Here is a 14606-nt window from a genome sequence, read left to right on the forward strand (position 1 = left end):
AGGCGCGCAAAATGGCAGTTATCTTAAAGCAAAACGGCGGCCATTGGCCGCCGTTTAGTGCATCTGGAACGATTTAGACCGCCGGTGCCGGTTCGGCCTCGACCGAAGGTTTCGGCAGCGAAGACAAGAACGCCATGATCAGCGCCGCCAGGTATGGCAACGATTGCACCAGCAACATGGTCACCCAGAAACGCATGTCGTTGCTCGGCATGCCGTTCACCAGATATATCCCCAGCGCCGCGCCCCACAACAGCAGCATGATGAACACTTCTTCACGAGCCTCCGAAATCGCCACCCAGAAGCCGTGGTTATCGGCGTTCTTCGGTGTACGGAAAAACGGAATGCTGCTGGTGAAGAAGCCGTACAACACCGCTTTGGCGATGGTGTGCGACAACGCCAACCCTGCCAGTGCCGCGCAGAATGCGTCCTTGAGGTTGACCCCGACCGCACGACGGTAGAGGAAGATGATCTTGCCCACCTTGAACACGAACAGCGCCAGCGGCGGGATCGCGAAAATCAACAACGGCGGGTCGACTCGCTGCGGCACGATGATCATCGCCGCCGACCACAACAAGGCGCCCACGGTGAAGAAGATGTTCATACCGTCCGCCACCCACGGCAACCAGCCCGCGAGGAAGTGATAACGCTGGCCACGGGTCAGCTCGGTGTCCTTGCCGCGCAACAGACTGGCGGTGTGACGCTTGATGATCTGAATCGCACCGTAAGCCCAGCGGAAACGCTGTTTCTTGAAGTCGATAAAGGTATCGGGCATCAGGCCTTTGCCGTAGCTGGTGTGGTAATACGCCGCTGACAGGCCTTTCTCGAACACGCGCAGACCCAACTCGGCATCTTCACAGATGCACCAGTCAGCCCAGCCCAGTTCCTCGAGCACCGAGCGCCGGGTCATGGTCATGGTGCCGTGCTGGATAATCGCGTCACGGTCGTTACGGGTGACCATGCCGATGTGGAAGAAACCTTTGTATTCCGCGTAGCAGAGCTTCTTGAAGGTGCTTTCGTTCTGGTCGCGGTAATCCTGCGGTGACTGCACCACGGCGATTTTCGGATCGGCGAAGTGCGGCACCATGTGCTTGAGCCAGTTCGGGTCGACGCAGTAGTCCGAGTCGATCACCGCAATCACTTCGGCATCCTTGGCGGTGTGCGGAATCAGGTAATTCAGCGCGCCACCCTTGAAGCCGGCCAATGGCGCGACGTGGAAGAACTTGAAGCGCGGGCCGAGGGTTTCGCAATAATCGCGCACCGGCTCCCAGACCGCCGGGTCCTTGGTGTTGTTGTCGATGATCAGGACTTCGAAGTCCGGATAGTCGAGGTTGGCCAGGGCGTTGAGGGTCTGTTTGACCATCTCCGGCGGCTCGTTGTAGCAAGGCACGTGAATCGAGACTTTCGGTCGGTAGTCCGAATCGCCCACCACCGGCAGGAATTCACGCCGGCGTTTGTGGGTCCAGACCGCTTCGGCCAGTTCGTGGGCCTCGGTCAGCAGCACGATAAACACCCCGAGCGCGCCGAGGGCAAGGAGGAAGCCCACCGTCAGGCTGAACCAGGTGCTGTATTGCAGGCTGTAGTCGTAACCGATCCACACCAGCACCGAACCGCAAAGGAACGCGATGAAGGTCAGGAAGGTGCGGCCGCGTTGACGCAGGGCCGAACCGTCGATCATCAGCAAGGTCAGGGAGAGCAGGGCCAACACCACCGAACCGACAGCGAGCACGCGCCATTGCGGAATGGCGACGACCGGGCCTTCGAAGTTGAATTTCTGCTGACGCGCGGCGTTGAAAACGCCCCAGTAAGCGCCCACGGAACCTTCGTCACTGGCCTTCCACGGTTGGTCAAAGGCTTCGATCACAAAGTAGTTGAAGCCCTGGCGATTGAGCTTGTTGACCAAGGTCCGCAGATAAATCGCCTGGTCTGCCGGCGACGCGTCGGCGCCACCGCGCATACGGCCGTTGCTCGGCCAGCCGACTTCCGACAGCAGCAGCGGTTTTTTCGGGAACATCTTTTTCAGGTCACGGGCCCGGTCGAGCACGAACTGCCCGGACTGCTCCATCGGAACATGTTCCCAGTACGGCAGGACGTGGGCGGCGATCAGGTCGACGTGCTTGGCCAGGCTCGGGTTTTCTTCCCAGACGTGCCATTGCTCGGAGGTCGTCACCGGTACTTTCACTGCCGCGCGGACGCGATCAAGGATCACGCTCAGTTCGGCGGCGGTAATTTCCTTACGGAAGATCGCCTCGTTGCCCACCACCACGCGAACCACGCTGCGGGAGGTATTGGCCAGGTCAATGGCGCGCAGGATTTCACGCTCGTTGCGCGCAAGATCCGGGCTGATCCAGATACCCAGCGTCACGCGCAAACCGAATTCTTCGGCGAGCTTGGGAATATCCCCCAGGCTGCCATCGACCGAGTAAGTACGGATGTTGTCCGTCAGCTTGCTCATGATCTCCAGATCGCGACGCATTTCATCGTCGGTCGGATATTGCTCTTTTTGCGGGTACTGCCCTTGCTGGAACGGCGAGTACGAAAAGCCGGAGATCTGTTCAGGCCAGTTGGGGGCGGTGACCGGGCGATTGATCAGCGCCCAGAAGCCGGTAAACAAGGCTGCGATGGCGAGCACCACGACCAGGTTGAGTCCAAATTTACGCGATGACATAGCTATTTCAGGTTCCAGGGGCTGCAGAACGAAGGAACGGTCGGCGGCTGGTTGCCAAGAGGCCGGGGGCGCGCATCCTACACCGTGCTTTCACTTACCGTACAGCAGGCAAGGAAAAGCTTGACGTTGGGCAATCCGGTTTCATTAAAGTTCTTTCACTTTGTCGCGTGTAACTTAAAACTTGTCGCTGTGTAGCCCTTATAATGCGCGCCGGTTTTTGGGGTAATGGTTATGAGTACAGAAGATCCGCGGTTTGCAGGCATCGCCCGTTTGTATGGCATCGACGGCCTGGAGCGTTTGCGCGCGGCCCACGTGGCGATCGTCGGCGTCGGTGGCGTCGGTTCCTGGGCGGCGGAAGCCGTCGCCCGTTGTGGCGTGGGCGAGATTTCGCTGTTCGACCTGGATGACGTCTGCGTCAGCAACGCCAACCGTCAGTTGCACGCGCTGGACAGCACCGTCGGCAAACCCAAGGTTGACGTGATGGCCGAGCGCCTTCGCGGTATCAACCCGGACTGCACCGTGCACGCGGTGGCGGACTTCGTCACCCGCGAGACCATGGCCGAGTACATCACGCCGAACATCGACTGCGTCATTGATTGCATCGACAGCGTGAATGCCAAGGCGGCGCTGATCGCCTGGTGCAAGCGCCGCAAGATTCAGATCATCACCACCGGCGGTGCGGGCGGGCAGATTGATCCGACGCTGATTCAGGTATGCGACCTGAACCGGACCTTCAACGATCCGTTGGCTTCGAAAGTGCGCTCGACCTTGCGCCGGGATTACAACTTCTCACGCACCGTGACCCGCCATTACAGCGTGCCGTGCGTGTTTTCCACCGAACAACTGCGCTACCCGAAACCGGATGGCAGCATTTGCTTGCAGAAGAGTTTTGTCGGTGATGGTGTGAAGCTCGACTGCGCCGGAGGGTTTGGCGCGGTGATGATGGTGACGGCGACGTTTGGCATGGTCGCGGCGACCAAGGCTGTGGATAAGATTGTGGCCGGGGTACGGCGCCCCGCGGATCGCATTAAATCTCAAGCTGAAACGTAAACCCTTGTAGGAGCTGCCGAAGGCTGCGATCCTTTGATCTTTAGCGTGACCACTGGCGCCGAAGATCAAAAGATCGCAGCCTTCGGCAGCTCCTACACGTCGCTCAGGCTCTGCATTCGCTGTAACACGGCATTAAGGCCATTACTGCGCGACGGAGATAACTGACGGCCCAGTCCAAGCTGGTTAAACCACTCGGGCAAATCCACCTGCTGCAACTCAACCGCCGACAATCCGTTAACCCGCGCCAGCAGCAACGCCACCAACCCGCGAATCAACCGCGCATCGCTGCTCGCGGCAAACTGCCAGTGACCATCCTGCAACTTGCCCACCAGCCACACCTGGCTTTCACAGCCATGAACGCGGTTGGCGTCGACCTTATCCACATCGCTCAACCCAGGCAGACGGTCGCCCCATTGCATCAACAGCCGCGCCCGTTGTTCCCAGCCTGCGGCCTTCTGAAAGGTCTCCAGCGCGGTGACGGCATCGGCAGGCAAGCTCATCGCAACACCTCCAGCGCCTGATCCAGCGCTTCAAAGAACCGCTCCAAGTCATCGGAATCGTTGTACAGCGCCAACGACACCCGAATCGCCCCGGCCAATTCAAAGCTTTTCAGCAACGGCATGGCGCAGTGATGACCGGCGCGCACCGCGATCCCCTGTTCGGTCAGCAAATGCGCCAAATCAGCGTTATGCACACCCTCGACGACAAAACTGGCCAGCGCCAGTTGCGGCTTGCCCAACAACCGAATGCCGTTGCGCGCTTCAAGGCCTTTGAGCAAATAGTCATGCAGCGCCGCTTCGTGGGCGCAAACCGCATCCTGGTCAAGCCCGGCCAGATAATCCAGCGTCGCCCCCAGACCAATCACACCGGCAATCGGCGGCGTACCCGCCTCGAAACCCAGTGGCGCCGGGCGGAACCGTGCGCTGTGGTAATCCGCATCCAGCACCATTTCGCCGCCGAATTGCCAGTGGCGCAGTTGCTCAAGCGCTTCATTGCGACCGAACAGCACGCCCAGACCATCGGGGCCATAGAGCTTGTGGCTGGAAAACACATAGAAGTCGCAACCCAGCGCCTGCACGTCGTGCCGGCCATGAACCACGCCTTGAGCGCCATCGACCACGGTCAGCGCGTTATGCGCCTTGGCCATCGCCAAGAGGGCGGGCAGCGGTTGCCAGGCACCGAGTACGTTGGACAGCTGACTGACCGCCAGCAAGCGGGTTCGAGGACCGATGAGCTGCGTGGCAGCATCAAGGTCAATCAAACCGTCGGCGTCCAGTGGCAGGATCACCAGCTTCAGGTCGCGACGGTGGGCCAATTGCTGCCACGGCAACAGGTTGGCGTGATGCTCCAGGGCGCTGATGACAACTTCATCGCCCGGATTGAAAAGATGTTCCAGGCCGTAAGCCAGGAGGTTCAGCGCAGACGTTGCGCCGTGGGTAAAGATGATCTGCCCGCAATCGCCGGCATTGAGCCAGTGGGCGACTTTGCTGCGGCTGGCCTCGAACGCCTGGGTGGCGTGGGCGCCGGGCAGGTGTTGCGCCCGATGCACGTTGGCCGCGCCGTTGGCGTAGTAATGCGCCAGGGCATCCAGCAGGGCTTGAGGTTTTTGCGTGGTGGCGGCGTTGTCCAGATACGTCTGGTCTTGCCGTTGCAATGCGGCGATGGCCGGAAAATCGGCGCGCCAGGGAGAGGGAATCATCATGCTGTCGGGCCCTGTGAACTTGGGCGGGTGTACACCGGACCTTGTGGGAGCGAGCCTGCTCGCGATGGCGTCCGTAAAACCGCCAAAAGCATCGCGAGCAGGCTCGCTCCCACAGGTGCCTGCGGCACTTAGTTGTGAGCGTGCAGCGCTTCGTTCAGTTCGATCGCCGATTTGTGGGTTTTGCATTCCACGGCACCGGTTTCCGAATTACGGCGGAACAGCAGGTCAGGTTGACCGGCCAGTTCACGCGCCTTCACGACTTTGACCAGTTTGTTGTTTTCGTCCAGCAGCGCCACTTTGGTACCAGCGGTCACGTACAGGCCCGATTCAACGGTGTTGCGATCGCCCAATGGAATGCCGATTCCGGCGTTCGCGCCGATCAGGCAGCCTTCGCCAACCTTGATCACGATGTTACCGCCGCCCGACAGGGTGCCCATGGTCGAGCAACCGCCGCCCAGGTCCGAACCCTTGCCGACGAATACGCCAGCGGAAACGCGGCCTTCGATCATGCCCGGGCCTTCGGTACCGGCGTTGAAGTTGACGAAACCTTCGTGCATCACGGTGGTGCCTTCGCCGACATAGGCGCCCAGACGAATGCGTGCCGCGTCAGCGATACGCACGCCGGCCGGAACCACGTAGTCAGTCATTTTCGGGAATTTGTCCACCGAGAACACTTCCAGCAGCTCGCCACGCAGACGGGCTTCCAGTTGATGTTCGGCCAGTTCGGCCAGGTCGATTGCGCCCTGGCTGGTCCATGCCACATTCGGCAGCAGCGGGAACACACCGGCCAGGTTCAGGCCGTGCGGCTTGACCAGGCGATGGGACAGCAGGTGCAGCTTGAGGTAAGCCTCTGGGGTGGAGGTCAACTGAGCGTCTTCGGCCAGAAGGGTCGCGACCAGCGGCTTGTGGCTCTCGGCCAGACGGGTCAGCAAGGCAGCCTGGGCAGCGTCGACGCTTTTCAGGGCTTCAGCCAGTTGCGACGCCTGGGCGGTGCTGAACGCGATGGCCTGATTGCCCTCGGTGTAGCCCAGAACAGGCGCAATGGCAGCGACCAGTTCGGCCGACGGGTTGAGCAGTGGCTGCGCGTAAAACACTTCCAGCCATGCGCCTTGACGGTTTTGAGTGCCGACACCAAAGGCCAGGCTGAACAGGGTAGTGGACATATTGATACCTCTAAAAAATGGAACGGGCTGCCTTACTTGAGCGCTGCCGCGTAGATATCTGGCTTGAAGCCAATCAGGGTTCGGTCACCGAGATCAAGCACCGGGCGCTTGATCATCGAGGGTTGTGCGAGCATCAGTTCGATGGCTTTCGGCTGGTCGAGATCGGCTTTGCGTTCGTCGTCGAGCTTGCGGAAGGTCGTGCCTGCACGGTTCAACACCACTTGCCAGCCGTGCTCGTCGCACCATTGGCTCAGGTGTTCACGGTCGATTCCGGCCGCTTTGTAATCATGGAAGTTATAGCTGACAGCGTGTTCATCGAGCCAGGTGCGCGCCTTTTTCATGGTGTCGCAGGCTTTGATGCCGAAAAGGTGCAACGTTTTGCTTGAAACGGTCAAGGAATTGCCCCCTTTGCAGGTGCTGGAAATTAATGGTGACGGATTATGCCATGACCGGACGGTTTCGCGTCGGCCGTGGTCGGGTTTGTCCGTTTGTCGTGGCGATCAGCTGTCGCATGCGACATTAGCGCCACGGCCCGCTCGCAGTGTAAGCGGCTAATATGGCACTTCAATGCTGTCGATTGTCTTGAAAACCACGCTTTATGCAAACGGCCAATGCGGCCGCTTGCGTTGAGGGCGCAGGGTTTGAGTGAGACCAACCTGGGCCTGGTCAAATAGCCTGTAGCGAATTAATCGCGACTCTCGGTTGTGTGTTCAGGATAGGGATAGGCCTCGGCCATGAACGCCTTGTCCTTTTCGCTGAGGTCAAAGTTCAGGTAAATCTGGAAGTCACCGTGCGTCCAGGCCTGGTGGATTTCATAGTGCATGATCGACTTTGGGTCATAAGGCGAGTAGTTGACTTCGCTGGTGTCGAGAAGATTGAAATAGCGCTCGTCAACCTCTTTTCGCCTGAAGTCATCCTCACCAGCGTCTTCAGGTACCCAATGATCACTGTAAACCGCTGGCTTGTTCCAGGGAATGTTTGCCTCAGGGTGCAGGTGTTCATGCTCGGCTCCCAATGCATGACCGAACTCGTGCATCACATAGTGGGCGAAGAGCTTAGGTATAAGCATCCAGTCCGAAATCTCCATGGTTGGACCTTCTTCATCAAGTAGCGCGTCGGTACCGATGCTGGACCAGTAGAGTCCTGTACCGGTGCGAATTCGGATATCACCTACTTCGCCTTCGACGAAGTCGAACTTCAGATTGATATGGGGCAACCAGTTACTTGCAGCAGCCTTGACGCCGTCCTTGAAAGCTTGGCTGCCATTTAAAAACGCGATACGCAACGTGCGGCCGGGAGCCCAGAATTTCGTATGTCTGGCGACTGCCCGTTTCTGGCGACCGGAGCTGGAAGTCGGGCGGTTTGCAGGATTCTCGGCGATGGCAGCTTCATAGGAAGCCTGATCATCTTCCGGTTTTCTGGTGAGGCAAGTTGTTGCAGGGTTCATGATTAAGTATCCGTACTTGTATCGGCTGGAATTAATGAGTGTTTGTTTGGGGCGGTAAACCTGGAATATCGAGCGCGTCGGGTTGCGTAGTTGCTCGGGTAGATTAATGAGCTTTGTGGGTTGGGAGAAGTGCGGCAGTTATTAGTTGTATTGCTTGATGTTGAGAGTTCCCAGGGCGTTGCACCCTGCGAACTTTTTTGTATTTGGGTGGTTATTGTTTATTTTGGATAAAGCAGTTTCATCAGTCGTTTGTCTTTTTTGCTGAGCCTGCGATTGATCGGGACTTCCCAGTTGCCCACTGTCAACGTGTTGGGTACGGGGTGGTGCATGATCGATTTTTTATCATAAGAGGTGTAAATCGCATCCAGGGTATTGAAGGGGGCGAACAGGTTTCTGTCCACATCTTCCCGGGACAGCGGATTCATCTCGCGGTTCTGGTAGAACTCATACACCTTCGGTTTGTCCCAGGGAATGTTCGCCTCTGGATGTTGGTGTTCATGCATCGCCCCCAGTGCATGACCGAATTCATGAATCACAATCACCTCGAAGTCTTCATGTTCGGGCTTGACGCCCAGGTTCATGGTTGGCCAGTCGGGATGAATCAACAGCGCGTCGGTGCCCAGCATCGAGCTGTTATCGTTGTTCTTGGTAGCGATCCGAATCTCGCCCTGCAAATCATCGACGAACTCAAACTTGAGATTGATATACGGCAGCCATTGGCTGGCGGCGTCGATGATTTTCTGTTTGTGCTCATCGTTGGGGCCATCGATAAAAGCGATTTTGAGCGTGCGTCCGTTTGCCCAGAGTTTCGAATAATTGATCAGCGAGCGCTTGCGCCGAGTGCCAGTTGCGGAACCTGCGTTTTCAGGGTTCTCGTTAACAGCAACGTCGTAGGATTGTTGATCGTCGGGCCATTGGATGAGGTTGCAGTCTTCGATATTGTTCATTGGCTACTTCTTCCTTGAAGTGAGGTTGTGTGAATGCGCAAGCTAATGCGCTGCATGAGAGTAAGGGGGGACTCTGCAGTTCGGTGAACTTTAATTTCGGCTGAAGTGTTACCGGTTATAAAGTGTGCCCGCACTGCGTTGCACAGTGCGGGCGGGAGACTACTTGTTGCGGGTAATAAACGCGCGAATGCGTTCTGCGGCTTCAATGCATTCGGCCAGCGGAGCCACAAGTGCCATACGCACTCGGCCTGCGCCGGGGTTTGAACCGTTCACTTCGCGAGACAGATAAGACCCAGGAACGACCGTCACATGTTCTTCAACGAACAGATCACGGCAAAACGCTTCATCATCACCGTCAACGTTCGGCCACAGGTAGAAACCGCCGTCCGGGCGTTGTACATCCATGACTGGGCTGAGGATTTCCAGCACCGCATCGTATTTCTCGCGATAAAGCGCGCGGTTGGCCCGCACATGCACTTCGTCATTCCAGGCAGCGACGCTGGCGAGTTGGGTCTGAACCGGCATCGCGCAACCGTGGTAGGTGCGATATAGCAGGAAACCCTTGAGGATTTCTGCATCGCCCGCGACGAAACCCGAGCGCAGGCCCGGCAGGTTGGAGCGCTTGGACAGGCTGTGGAACACCACGCAGCGCTTGAAGTCCTTGCGGCCCAGTTCCACGCAGGCGCTGAGCAGGCCGGCCGGCGGGGTTTGTTCGTCGAAATACAGTTCGCTGTAGCACTCATCGGCGGCGATCACGAAGTCGTATTCGTCCGCCAGGGCAATCAGCTTCTTCAGGGTTTCGACCGGGATCAGTGCGCCGGTCGGGTTGCCCGGCGAGCACAGGAACAGGATCTGGCAGCGTTTCCAGATGTCCGGTGAGACGGCGTCGAAATCCGGGTTGAAGCCGTTTTCATCCAGGCATGGCAGGTAATGCGGCTTGGCACCGGCCAGGAACGCCGCGCCTTCGTAGATCTGGTAGAACGGGTTCGGGCTTATCACCAGTGCATCGTCGCCACGGTTGACCACGGTCTGGGTGAAGGCGAACAGCGCTTCACGAGTGCCGTTGACCGGCAGCACATTGCGCGCCGGGTCGAGCCAGCCGTTTGGAACGCTGAAACGACGTTCGCACCACGCGGCGATGGCTTCACGAAGGGCCGGGATGCCGAGGGTGGTCGGGTAAACGGCCATCTGATCCAGATTGCTTGCCAGGGCTTCGGCGACAAAGCTTGGCGAACGGTGTTTCGGCTCGCCGATGGACAGCGCGATGGCGCGCTTGTCCGGGTTTGGCGTGACGCTGCCGAGCAGGGCGCGGAGCTTCTCGAACGGGTAGGGCTGCAACTGGTTCAGAGCGTTGTTCATCGGTACGGGGTCTCTTTGAATGTGGGAGCGAGCCTGCTCGCGAAAGCGATGCGTCAGTCAACGTTGATGTTGAAGCTGGCGGCCTCTTCGCGAGCAGGCTCGCTCCCACAGGGAAAGTTGGTTAATTCAGATACTCAGTCGTGACAGTTTGATATCGGGTTCTTGGCTGACACTCAGCTGTTCGACGATTGCATCCTGCAAGCGGCTGCACAGCAATGGGTCGGACAACGGCTGGTTGTTCGCGTCGGTGATGAAGAACACGTCTTCCACGCGCTCGCCCAAGGTGGCGATCTTGGCGTTCTGCAGCGACAGATCGAATTCGAGGAAAATCGTGCCGATTCGCGCCAGCAAGCCAGGGCGATCCGGAGCGCTGAGTTCCAGCACGGTCACCGGACGCTGGGCGTCGTTGTGGATCGTCACCTGTGGTGCAAACGCGAAATGCTTGAGCTGGCGCGGTACCCGACGCTGAATGATGGTCGGGTAGTCGTCCGGGTTGCGCAGGGCTTCGGTCAGACCGTCGCGGATTTGTTTGACCCGCGCCGGGTTATCGCCAATCGAGTCGCCGTCGGTGTCGAGCACGATGTAGGTGTCGAGGGTGAACTGGCTGCTGGAGGTGATGACCCGGGCGTCGTGAATGTTCAGGTTGAGCTGGTCCATCGCGGCCACGGTCACGGCGAAGAAGTCGTGTTGATCCGGCGCATAGATAAAGATCTGCGTGCCGCCTTCGAACTCGCGCTGGGTGGTTTCCTTGATCAGCACCAACGGCCCGCCGTCGGCCGGCTGCTGGAGGATCGCGTCGCTGTGCCAGGCCACGTCGCCGGCGGTGTGGCGCAGGAAGTAGTCATCGCCCAATTGCGCCCACAGCTGCTCGACGTCGTCCGGATCGGTGCCGCCGCGCACCAGAATGTCCAGTGCTGCGCTCTGGGTCTGGCGGATCTGTTCTTCGCGATCGACCGGGTTTTCCAGGCCGCGGCGCAAGGCACGCTTGGTCTCGGTGTAGAGCTGGCGCAGCAGGCTGGCGCGCCAGGAATTCCACAGCGTCGGGTTGGTGGCGTTGATGTCGGCGACGGTCAGCACGTACAGATAATCGAGATGGGTTTCGTCGCCGACGATTTGCGCGAAATCGTGGATGACTTGCGGGTCGGACAAGTCCTTGCGCTGGGCGGTGGTCGACATCACCAGATGGTTCTGCACCAGCCAGACGATCAGGCGGCTATCCCACACTGGCAACTGGTGGCGCTGGCAAAAGGCTTCGGCATCCACCGCGCCAATTTCCGAGTGATCGCCGTGCCGGCCCTTGCCGATGTCGTGGTACAGACCGGCCAGGTAGATCAGCTCGGGTTTGGGCAGTTTGCCCATGAGCTTGCTGGCCAGCGGGAATTTTTCCGACACCTGGGTGTACTGCAACTTACGCAGATGTTTGATCAGGTTCAGGGTGTGAGCATCGACCGTATAGATGTGAAACAGGTCGTGCTGCATCTGCCCGACGATGAAGCCGAACTCCGGCAAGTAGCGCCCGAGGATGCCGTAACGGTTCATCCGTCGCAGGTTGCGGTGGATGCCGATCTTGCACTTGAACAGTTCGATAAACAGGCTGGTATTGCGGATGTCGTTGCGGAAATCGTCGTCGATCAGGTGGCGATTTTCTCGCAGCAGACGAATGGTGTCGGCGCGCACGCCTTTGATTTCCGGCTGCTGGGCCATCAGTACGAAGATTTCCAGCATGGCGAACGGGGTTCGGCGGAACACGTTGTCGTTGCGCGCCTCGATGTAACCGTCGTGCAGCTGGAATCGCGAGTTGATCGGCTGCGGCGGCGCTTCGTCTTCCGGCGCGAGAATGACTTCCTCGAAGTGCTGGATGATCAGGTCGCTGAGCTGGGCAATGCTCATGACCACCCGGTAATACTGCTGCATGAAGTTTTCGATGGCTTGCTTGGCGTCATCGCCTTTGAAGCCCAGCAGCCCGGCGATAGTGCGCTGGTGATCAAACAGCAAGCGGTCTTCGGAACGGCCGGCGAGCATGTGCAGGGCGTAACGAACCTTCCACAGGAATTCCTGGGAGGAGGCCAGCAGCGCGTTTTCGCTCTCGACCAGGAAACCTTCGCCGGCCAGGGCCCGCAGGTTCAGGGTGCCGTACTCGCGACGGGCCACCCACAGAATCGTCTGAATATCCCGTAGGCCGCCGGGAGAGCCTTTGACGTTGGGTTCCAGGTTGTATTCGGTGTCGTTGTATTTGTGGTGACGGGCCTTCTGCTCGGCGCGTTTGGCCAGGAAGAAGTCCTTGCTCGGCCACATGTGCGCGGTGCTGGTGACGTCCAGCATGCGCTGGCGCAAGCGCTCGGGGCCGCAGATGGTACGGCTTTCCATCAGGTTGGTGACGACCGTCAGGTCGGCGCGGGCCTCCTGGACGCATTCGTCCACCGAGCGAACGCTCTGGCCCACTTCAAGGCCGATGTCCCACAACAGCGTCAGAAAACGCTCGATGGAATCTCGGAAAACTTCGTGATCGGCGCTGTCCAGCAGGATCAGCAAATCGATGTCGGAATAAGGGTGCAGCTCACCGCGACCGTAGCCGCCGACCGCCACCAGCGCGATGTCGGCTTCGGAACTCAAGCTGAACTGCTCCCAGGCCTTTTGCAGGATGTTATCGACGAACCAGGCGCGATCCTCAATCAACCGGCGAATGTCGCGGCCGCTGCGAAAGCGCTCGTCGAGCACCTCGCGGGCCTGGCGAATCGCCTTCTTGAAGGCCGCGATCGGGCTTGCCTTCAGGGCCAGTTCAGCCTGGAACTGGCCACGGTCGAAGAGTTCGGGATCCACCTGCGGCATCGATTGGCTTTCCTGTCTATAAGGCTGAGGAGCTGCGCGCCCGGATCAGGCCGAAACGCGCGCGATGGTGTCGTCGGCGCGCAGGGTGAAGATCTCGTAACCGGTTTCGGTTACCAGCAGGGTGTGTTCCCACTGTGCCGACAGCTTGCGGTCCTTGGTGATCGCGGTCCAGCCGTCGCCCAGTACCTTGGTGTCGGCTTTGCCCTGGTTGATCATCGGCTCGATGGTGAAGGTCATGCCGGCTTTCAGTTCCATGCCGGTGCCAGCGCGGCCGTAGTGCAAGATCTGCGGCTCTTCGTGGAACACCTTGCCGATGCCGTGACCACAGAATTCGCGAACCACGGAAAAACCGTTCTTTTCAGCGTGCTTCTGGATGACTTCACCGATGTCGCCCAAGTGGCAGCCGGGTTTGACGATTTCGATGGCCTTGTACATGCATTCCTGGGTGATTTGCGACAGGCGCTCGGCCCAGACCGGCACAGTGCCGACGTGGAACATGCGACTGGTGTCGCCGTGGTAGCCGTCCTTGATGACGGTGACGTCGATGTTCAGCGTATCGCCATCCTTCAATGGCTTCTCGTTCGGAATGCCGTGGCAGACCACGTGATTGATCGAGGTGCAGATCGACTTCGGGAAACCCTTGTAGTTGAGCGGGGCAGGGATGGCTTTCTGCTCGTTGACGATGTAGTCGTGGCAGATGCGGTCCAGTTCTTCAGTGGTAATGCCCGGCTTGACATGTTCGGCAATCATTTCCAGCACATCGGCGGCCAGTTTGCCGGCGATGCGCATTTTTGCGATGTCCTCTGGGGTTTTGAGGGTGACGGTCATACAGGCTCTCTCTGCGCTCGATGGCGCCTTCTAAAACGGAATGGGCGTTGCGCGGTCGATCTTCGCGGCCCTGAAAAACGCGATTCTAACAGACGAGCAGCGCAAATCTGAGCCTCTGTGCATCGCTTCTCCTTATAGAATGGCGCATTCTTGGAGGATTCCAAGGGGCGGAACCAAAGCACGCGCCAGGATTTAACAATCCTGGTTCCGTTTTTTTCAGCCTTGTGATATAAAATGCGCCGCTTTCCGGGGATCCCCTGAAAAGCCTAAATCCACACACGTGTCGACACGATGACCTGGGTGCCTTCAGCTGATGCTGCTGGTTGGTCATTGGGATACGTGGAGGCCAAACCCGACTTATTAAGGAACTATCATGTCCCAAGTCAACATGCGCGATATGCTGAAGGCCGGTGTGCACTTCGGTCACCAGACCCGTTACTGGAACCCGAAAATGGGTAAATACATTTTCGGCGCGCGTAACAAGATCCACATCATCAACCTTGAAAAAACCCTGCCAATGTTCAACGAAGCTCTGACTTTCGTAGAGCGTCTGGCACAGGGCAAAAACAAGATTCTGTTCGTCGGCACCAAGCGTTCCGCTGGCAAGATCGTTGAT

12 protein-coding genes are annotated in these 14606 nt (G+C 58.7%); 2 read left to right on the forward strand and 10 right to left on the reverse strand.

Going from position 1 to position 14606, the window contains the following annotated elements; all coding sequences use genetic code 11:
* Positions 1-73 precede the first annotated feature (73 nt).
* Positions 74-2665 carry a glycosyltransferase gene (locus ACIQU2_RS23665; protein WP_347804811.1) on the reverse strand — a complete coding sequence of 864 codons (2592 nt, stop codon included), beginning with the start codon at positions 2663-2665 and terminating at the stop codon, positions 74-76.
* A 225-nt stretch (positions 2666-2890) separates the two neighbouring features.
* Between ACIQU2_RS23665 and tcdA the strand changes: the two genes are divergently transcribed.
* A complete protein-coding gene (gene tcdA / locus ACIQU2_RS23670; RefSeq protein WP_403144281.1) occupies positions 2891-3715 on the forward strand; it encodes a tRNA cyclic N6-threonylcarbamoyladenosine(37) synthase TcdA in 825 nt (274 codons plus the stop codon).
* A 92-nt stretch (positions 3716-3807) separates the two neighbouring features.
* On the opposite strand, the gene ACIQU2_RS23675 is transcribed toward tcdA, so the two are convergent.
* From ACIQU2_RS23675 to map, 9 genes are all read right to left on the reverse strand, one after another.
* Positions 3808-4215 (reverse strand): SufE family protein, encoded by a 408-nt coding sequence (locus ACIQU2_RS23675; protein WP_403144283.1) that lies wholly within the window; start codon positions 4213-4215, stop codon positions 3808-3810.
* Positions 4212-5417 carry an aminotransferase class V-fold PLP-dependent enzyme gene (locus tag ACIQU2_RS23680; RefSeq protein WP_403144284.1) on the reverse strand — a complete coding sequence of 402 codons (1206 nt, stop codon included), beginning with the start codon at positions 5415-5417 and terminating at the stop codon, positions 4212-4214. Before ACIQU2_RS23680 ends, ACIQU2_RS23675 begins: the two co-directional genes overlap by 4 nt.
* A 128-nt stretch (positions 5418-5545) precedes the next feature.
* Positions 5546-6580 carry a 2,3,4,5-tetrahydropyridine-2,6-dicarboxylate N-succinyltransferase gene (gene dapD, locus ACIQU2_RS23685; protein ID WP_403144286.1) on the reverse strand — a complete coding sequence of 345 codons (1035 nt, stop codon included), beginning with the start codon at positions 6578-6580 and terminating at the stop codon, positions 5546-5548.
* A gap of 32 nt (positions 6581-6612) precedes the next feature.
* On the reverse strand, positions 6613-6975 hold the full coding sequence (locus tag ACIQU2_RS23690; protein WP_403144287.1) for an ArsC family reductase: 363 nt from the start codon (positions 6973-6975) through the stop codon (positions 6613-6615).
* Positions 6976-7265: 290 nt separating this feature from the next.
* Positions 7266-8027, reverse strand: coding sequence for a hypothetical protein (locus ACIQU2_RS23695; protein WP_347804982.1), 762 nt, complete (start codon positions 8025-8027; stop codon positions 7266-7268).
* 218 nt (positions 8028-8245) lie between these two features.
* Positions 8246-8974: a M12 family metallopeptidase gene (locus ACIQU2_RS23700; RefSeq protein ID WP_347804983.1), complete on the reverse strand. Its 729-nt coding sequence runs from the start codon at positions 8972-8974 to the stop codon at positions 8246-8248.
* Positions 8975-9133: 159 nt separating this feature from the next.
* The gene (dapC, locus tag ACIQU2_RS23705; protein ID WP_403144288.1) at positions 9134-10333 is read right to left on the reverse strand and encodes a succinyldiaminopimelate transaminase; all 1200 of its coding nucleotides are present in this window, start codon (positions 10331-10333) and stop codon (positions 9134-9136) included.
* Between the two features lie 126 nt (positions 10334-10459).
* Positions 10460-13162, reverse strand: a complete 2703-nt coding sequence (locus ACIQU2_RS23710; protein WP_403144290.1) for a [protein-PII] uridylyltransferase — start codon at positions 13160-13162, stop codon at positions 10460-10462.
* 45 nt (positions 13163-13207) lie between these two features.
* A complete protein-coding gene (gene map / locus ACIQU2_RS23715; RefSeq protein ID WP_403144292.1) occupies positions 13208-13990 on the reverse strand; it encodes a type I methionyl aminopeptidase in 783 nt (260 codons plus the stop codon).
* A 373-nt stretch (positions 13991-14363) separates the two neighbouring features.
* On the opposite strand from map, the gene rpsB reads away from it, so the two are divergent.
* The coding region (rpsB, locus tag ACIQU2_RS23720) for a 30S ribosomal protein S2 (RefSeq protein WP_403144293.1) at positions 14364-14606 on the forward strand (243 nt) is incomplete at its 3' end.

The sequence above is a fragment of the Pseudomonas sp. NPDC098740 genome, assembly GCF_044760065.1.
Taxonomy (GTDB): domain Bacteria; phylum Pseudomonadota; class Gammaproteobacteria; order Pseudomonadales; family Pseudomonadaceae; genus Aquipseudomonas; species Aquipseudomonas rossensis.

Bases quoted from the DNA above. Each gene is read 5' to 3' on its own strand.
- ACIQU2_RS23700 (WP_347804983.1), bottom strand. From the start codon at position 8,974: ATGAACAATATCGAAGACTGCAACCTCATCCAATGGCCCGACGATCAA.
- ACIQU2_RS23675 (WP_403144283.1), bottom strand. From the start codon at position 4,215: ATGAGCTTGCCTGCCGATGCCGTCACCGCGCTGGAGACCTTTCAGAAG.
- ACIQU2_RS23695 (WP_347804982.1), bottom strand. From the start codon at position 8,027: ATGAACCCTGCAACAACTTGCCTCACCAGAAAACCGGAAGATGATCAG.
- ACIQU2_RS23710 (WP_403144290.1), bottom strand. From the start codon at position 13,162: ATGCCGCAGGTGGATCCCGAACTCTTCGACCGTGGCCAGTTCCAGGCT.
- dapD (WP_403144286.1), bottom strand. From the start codon at position 6,580: ATGTCCACTACCCTGTTCAGCCTGGCCTTTGGTGTCGGCACTCAAAAC.
- ACIQU2_RS23665 (WP_347804811.1), bottom strand. From the start codon at position 2,665: ATGTCATCGCGTAAATTTGGACTCAACCTGGTCGTGGTGCTCGCCATC.
- map (WP_403144292.1), bottom strand. From the start codon at position 13,990: ATGACCGTCACCCTCAAAACCCCAGAGGACATCGCAAAAATGCGCATC.
- ACIQU2_RS23680 (WP_403144284.1), bottom strand. From the start codon at position 5,417: ATGATGATTCCCTCTCCCTGGCGCGCCGATTTTCCGGCCATCGCCGCA.
- dapC (WP_403144288.1), bottom strand. From the start codon at position 10,333: ATGAACAACGCTCTGAACCAGTTGCAGCCCTACCCGTTCGAGAAGCTC.
- tcdA (WP_403144281.1), top strand. From the start codon at position 2,891: ATGGTTATGAGTACAGAAGATCCGCGGTTTGCAGGCATCGCCCGTTTG.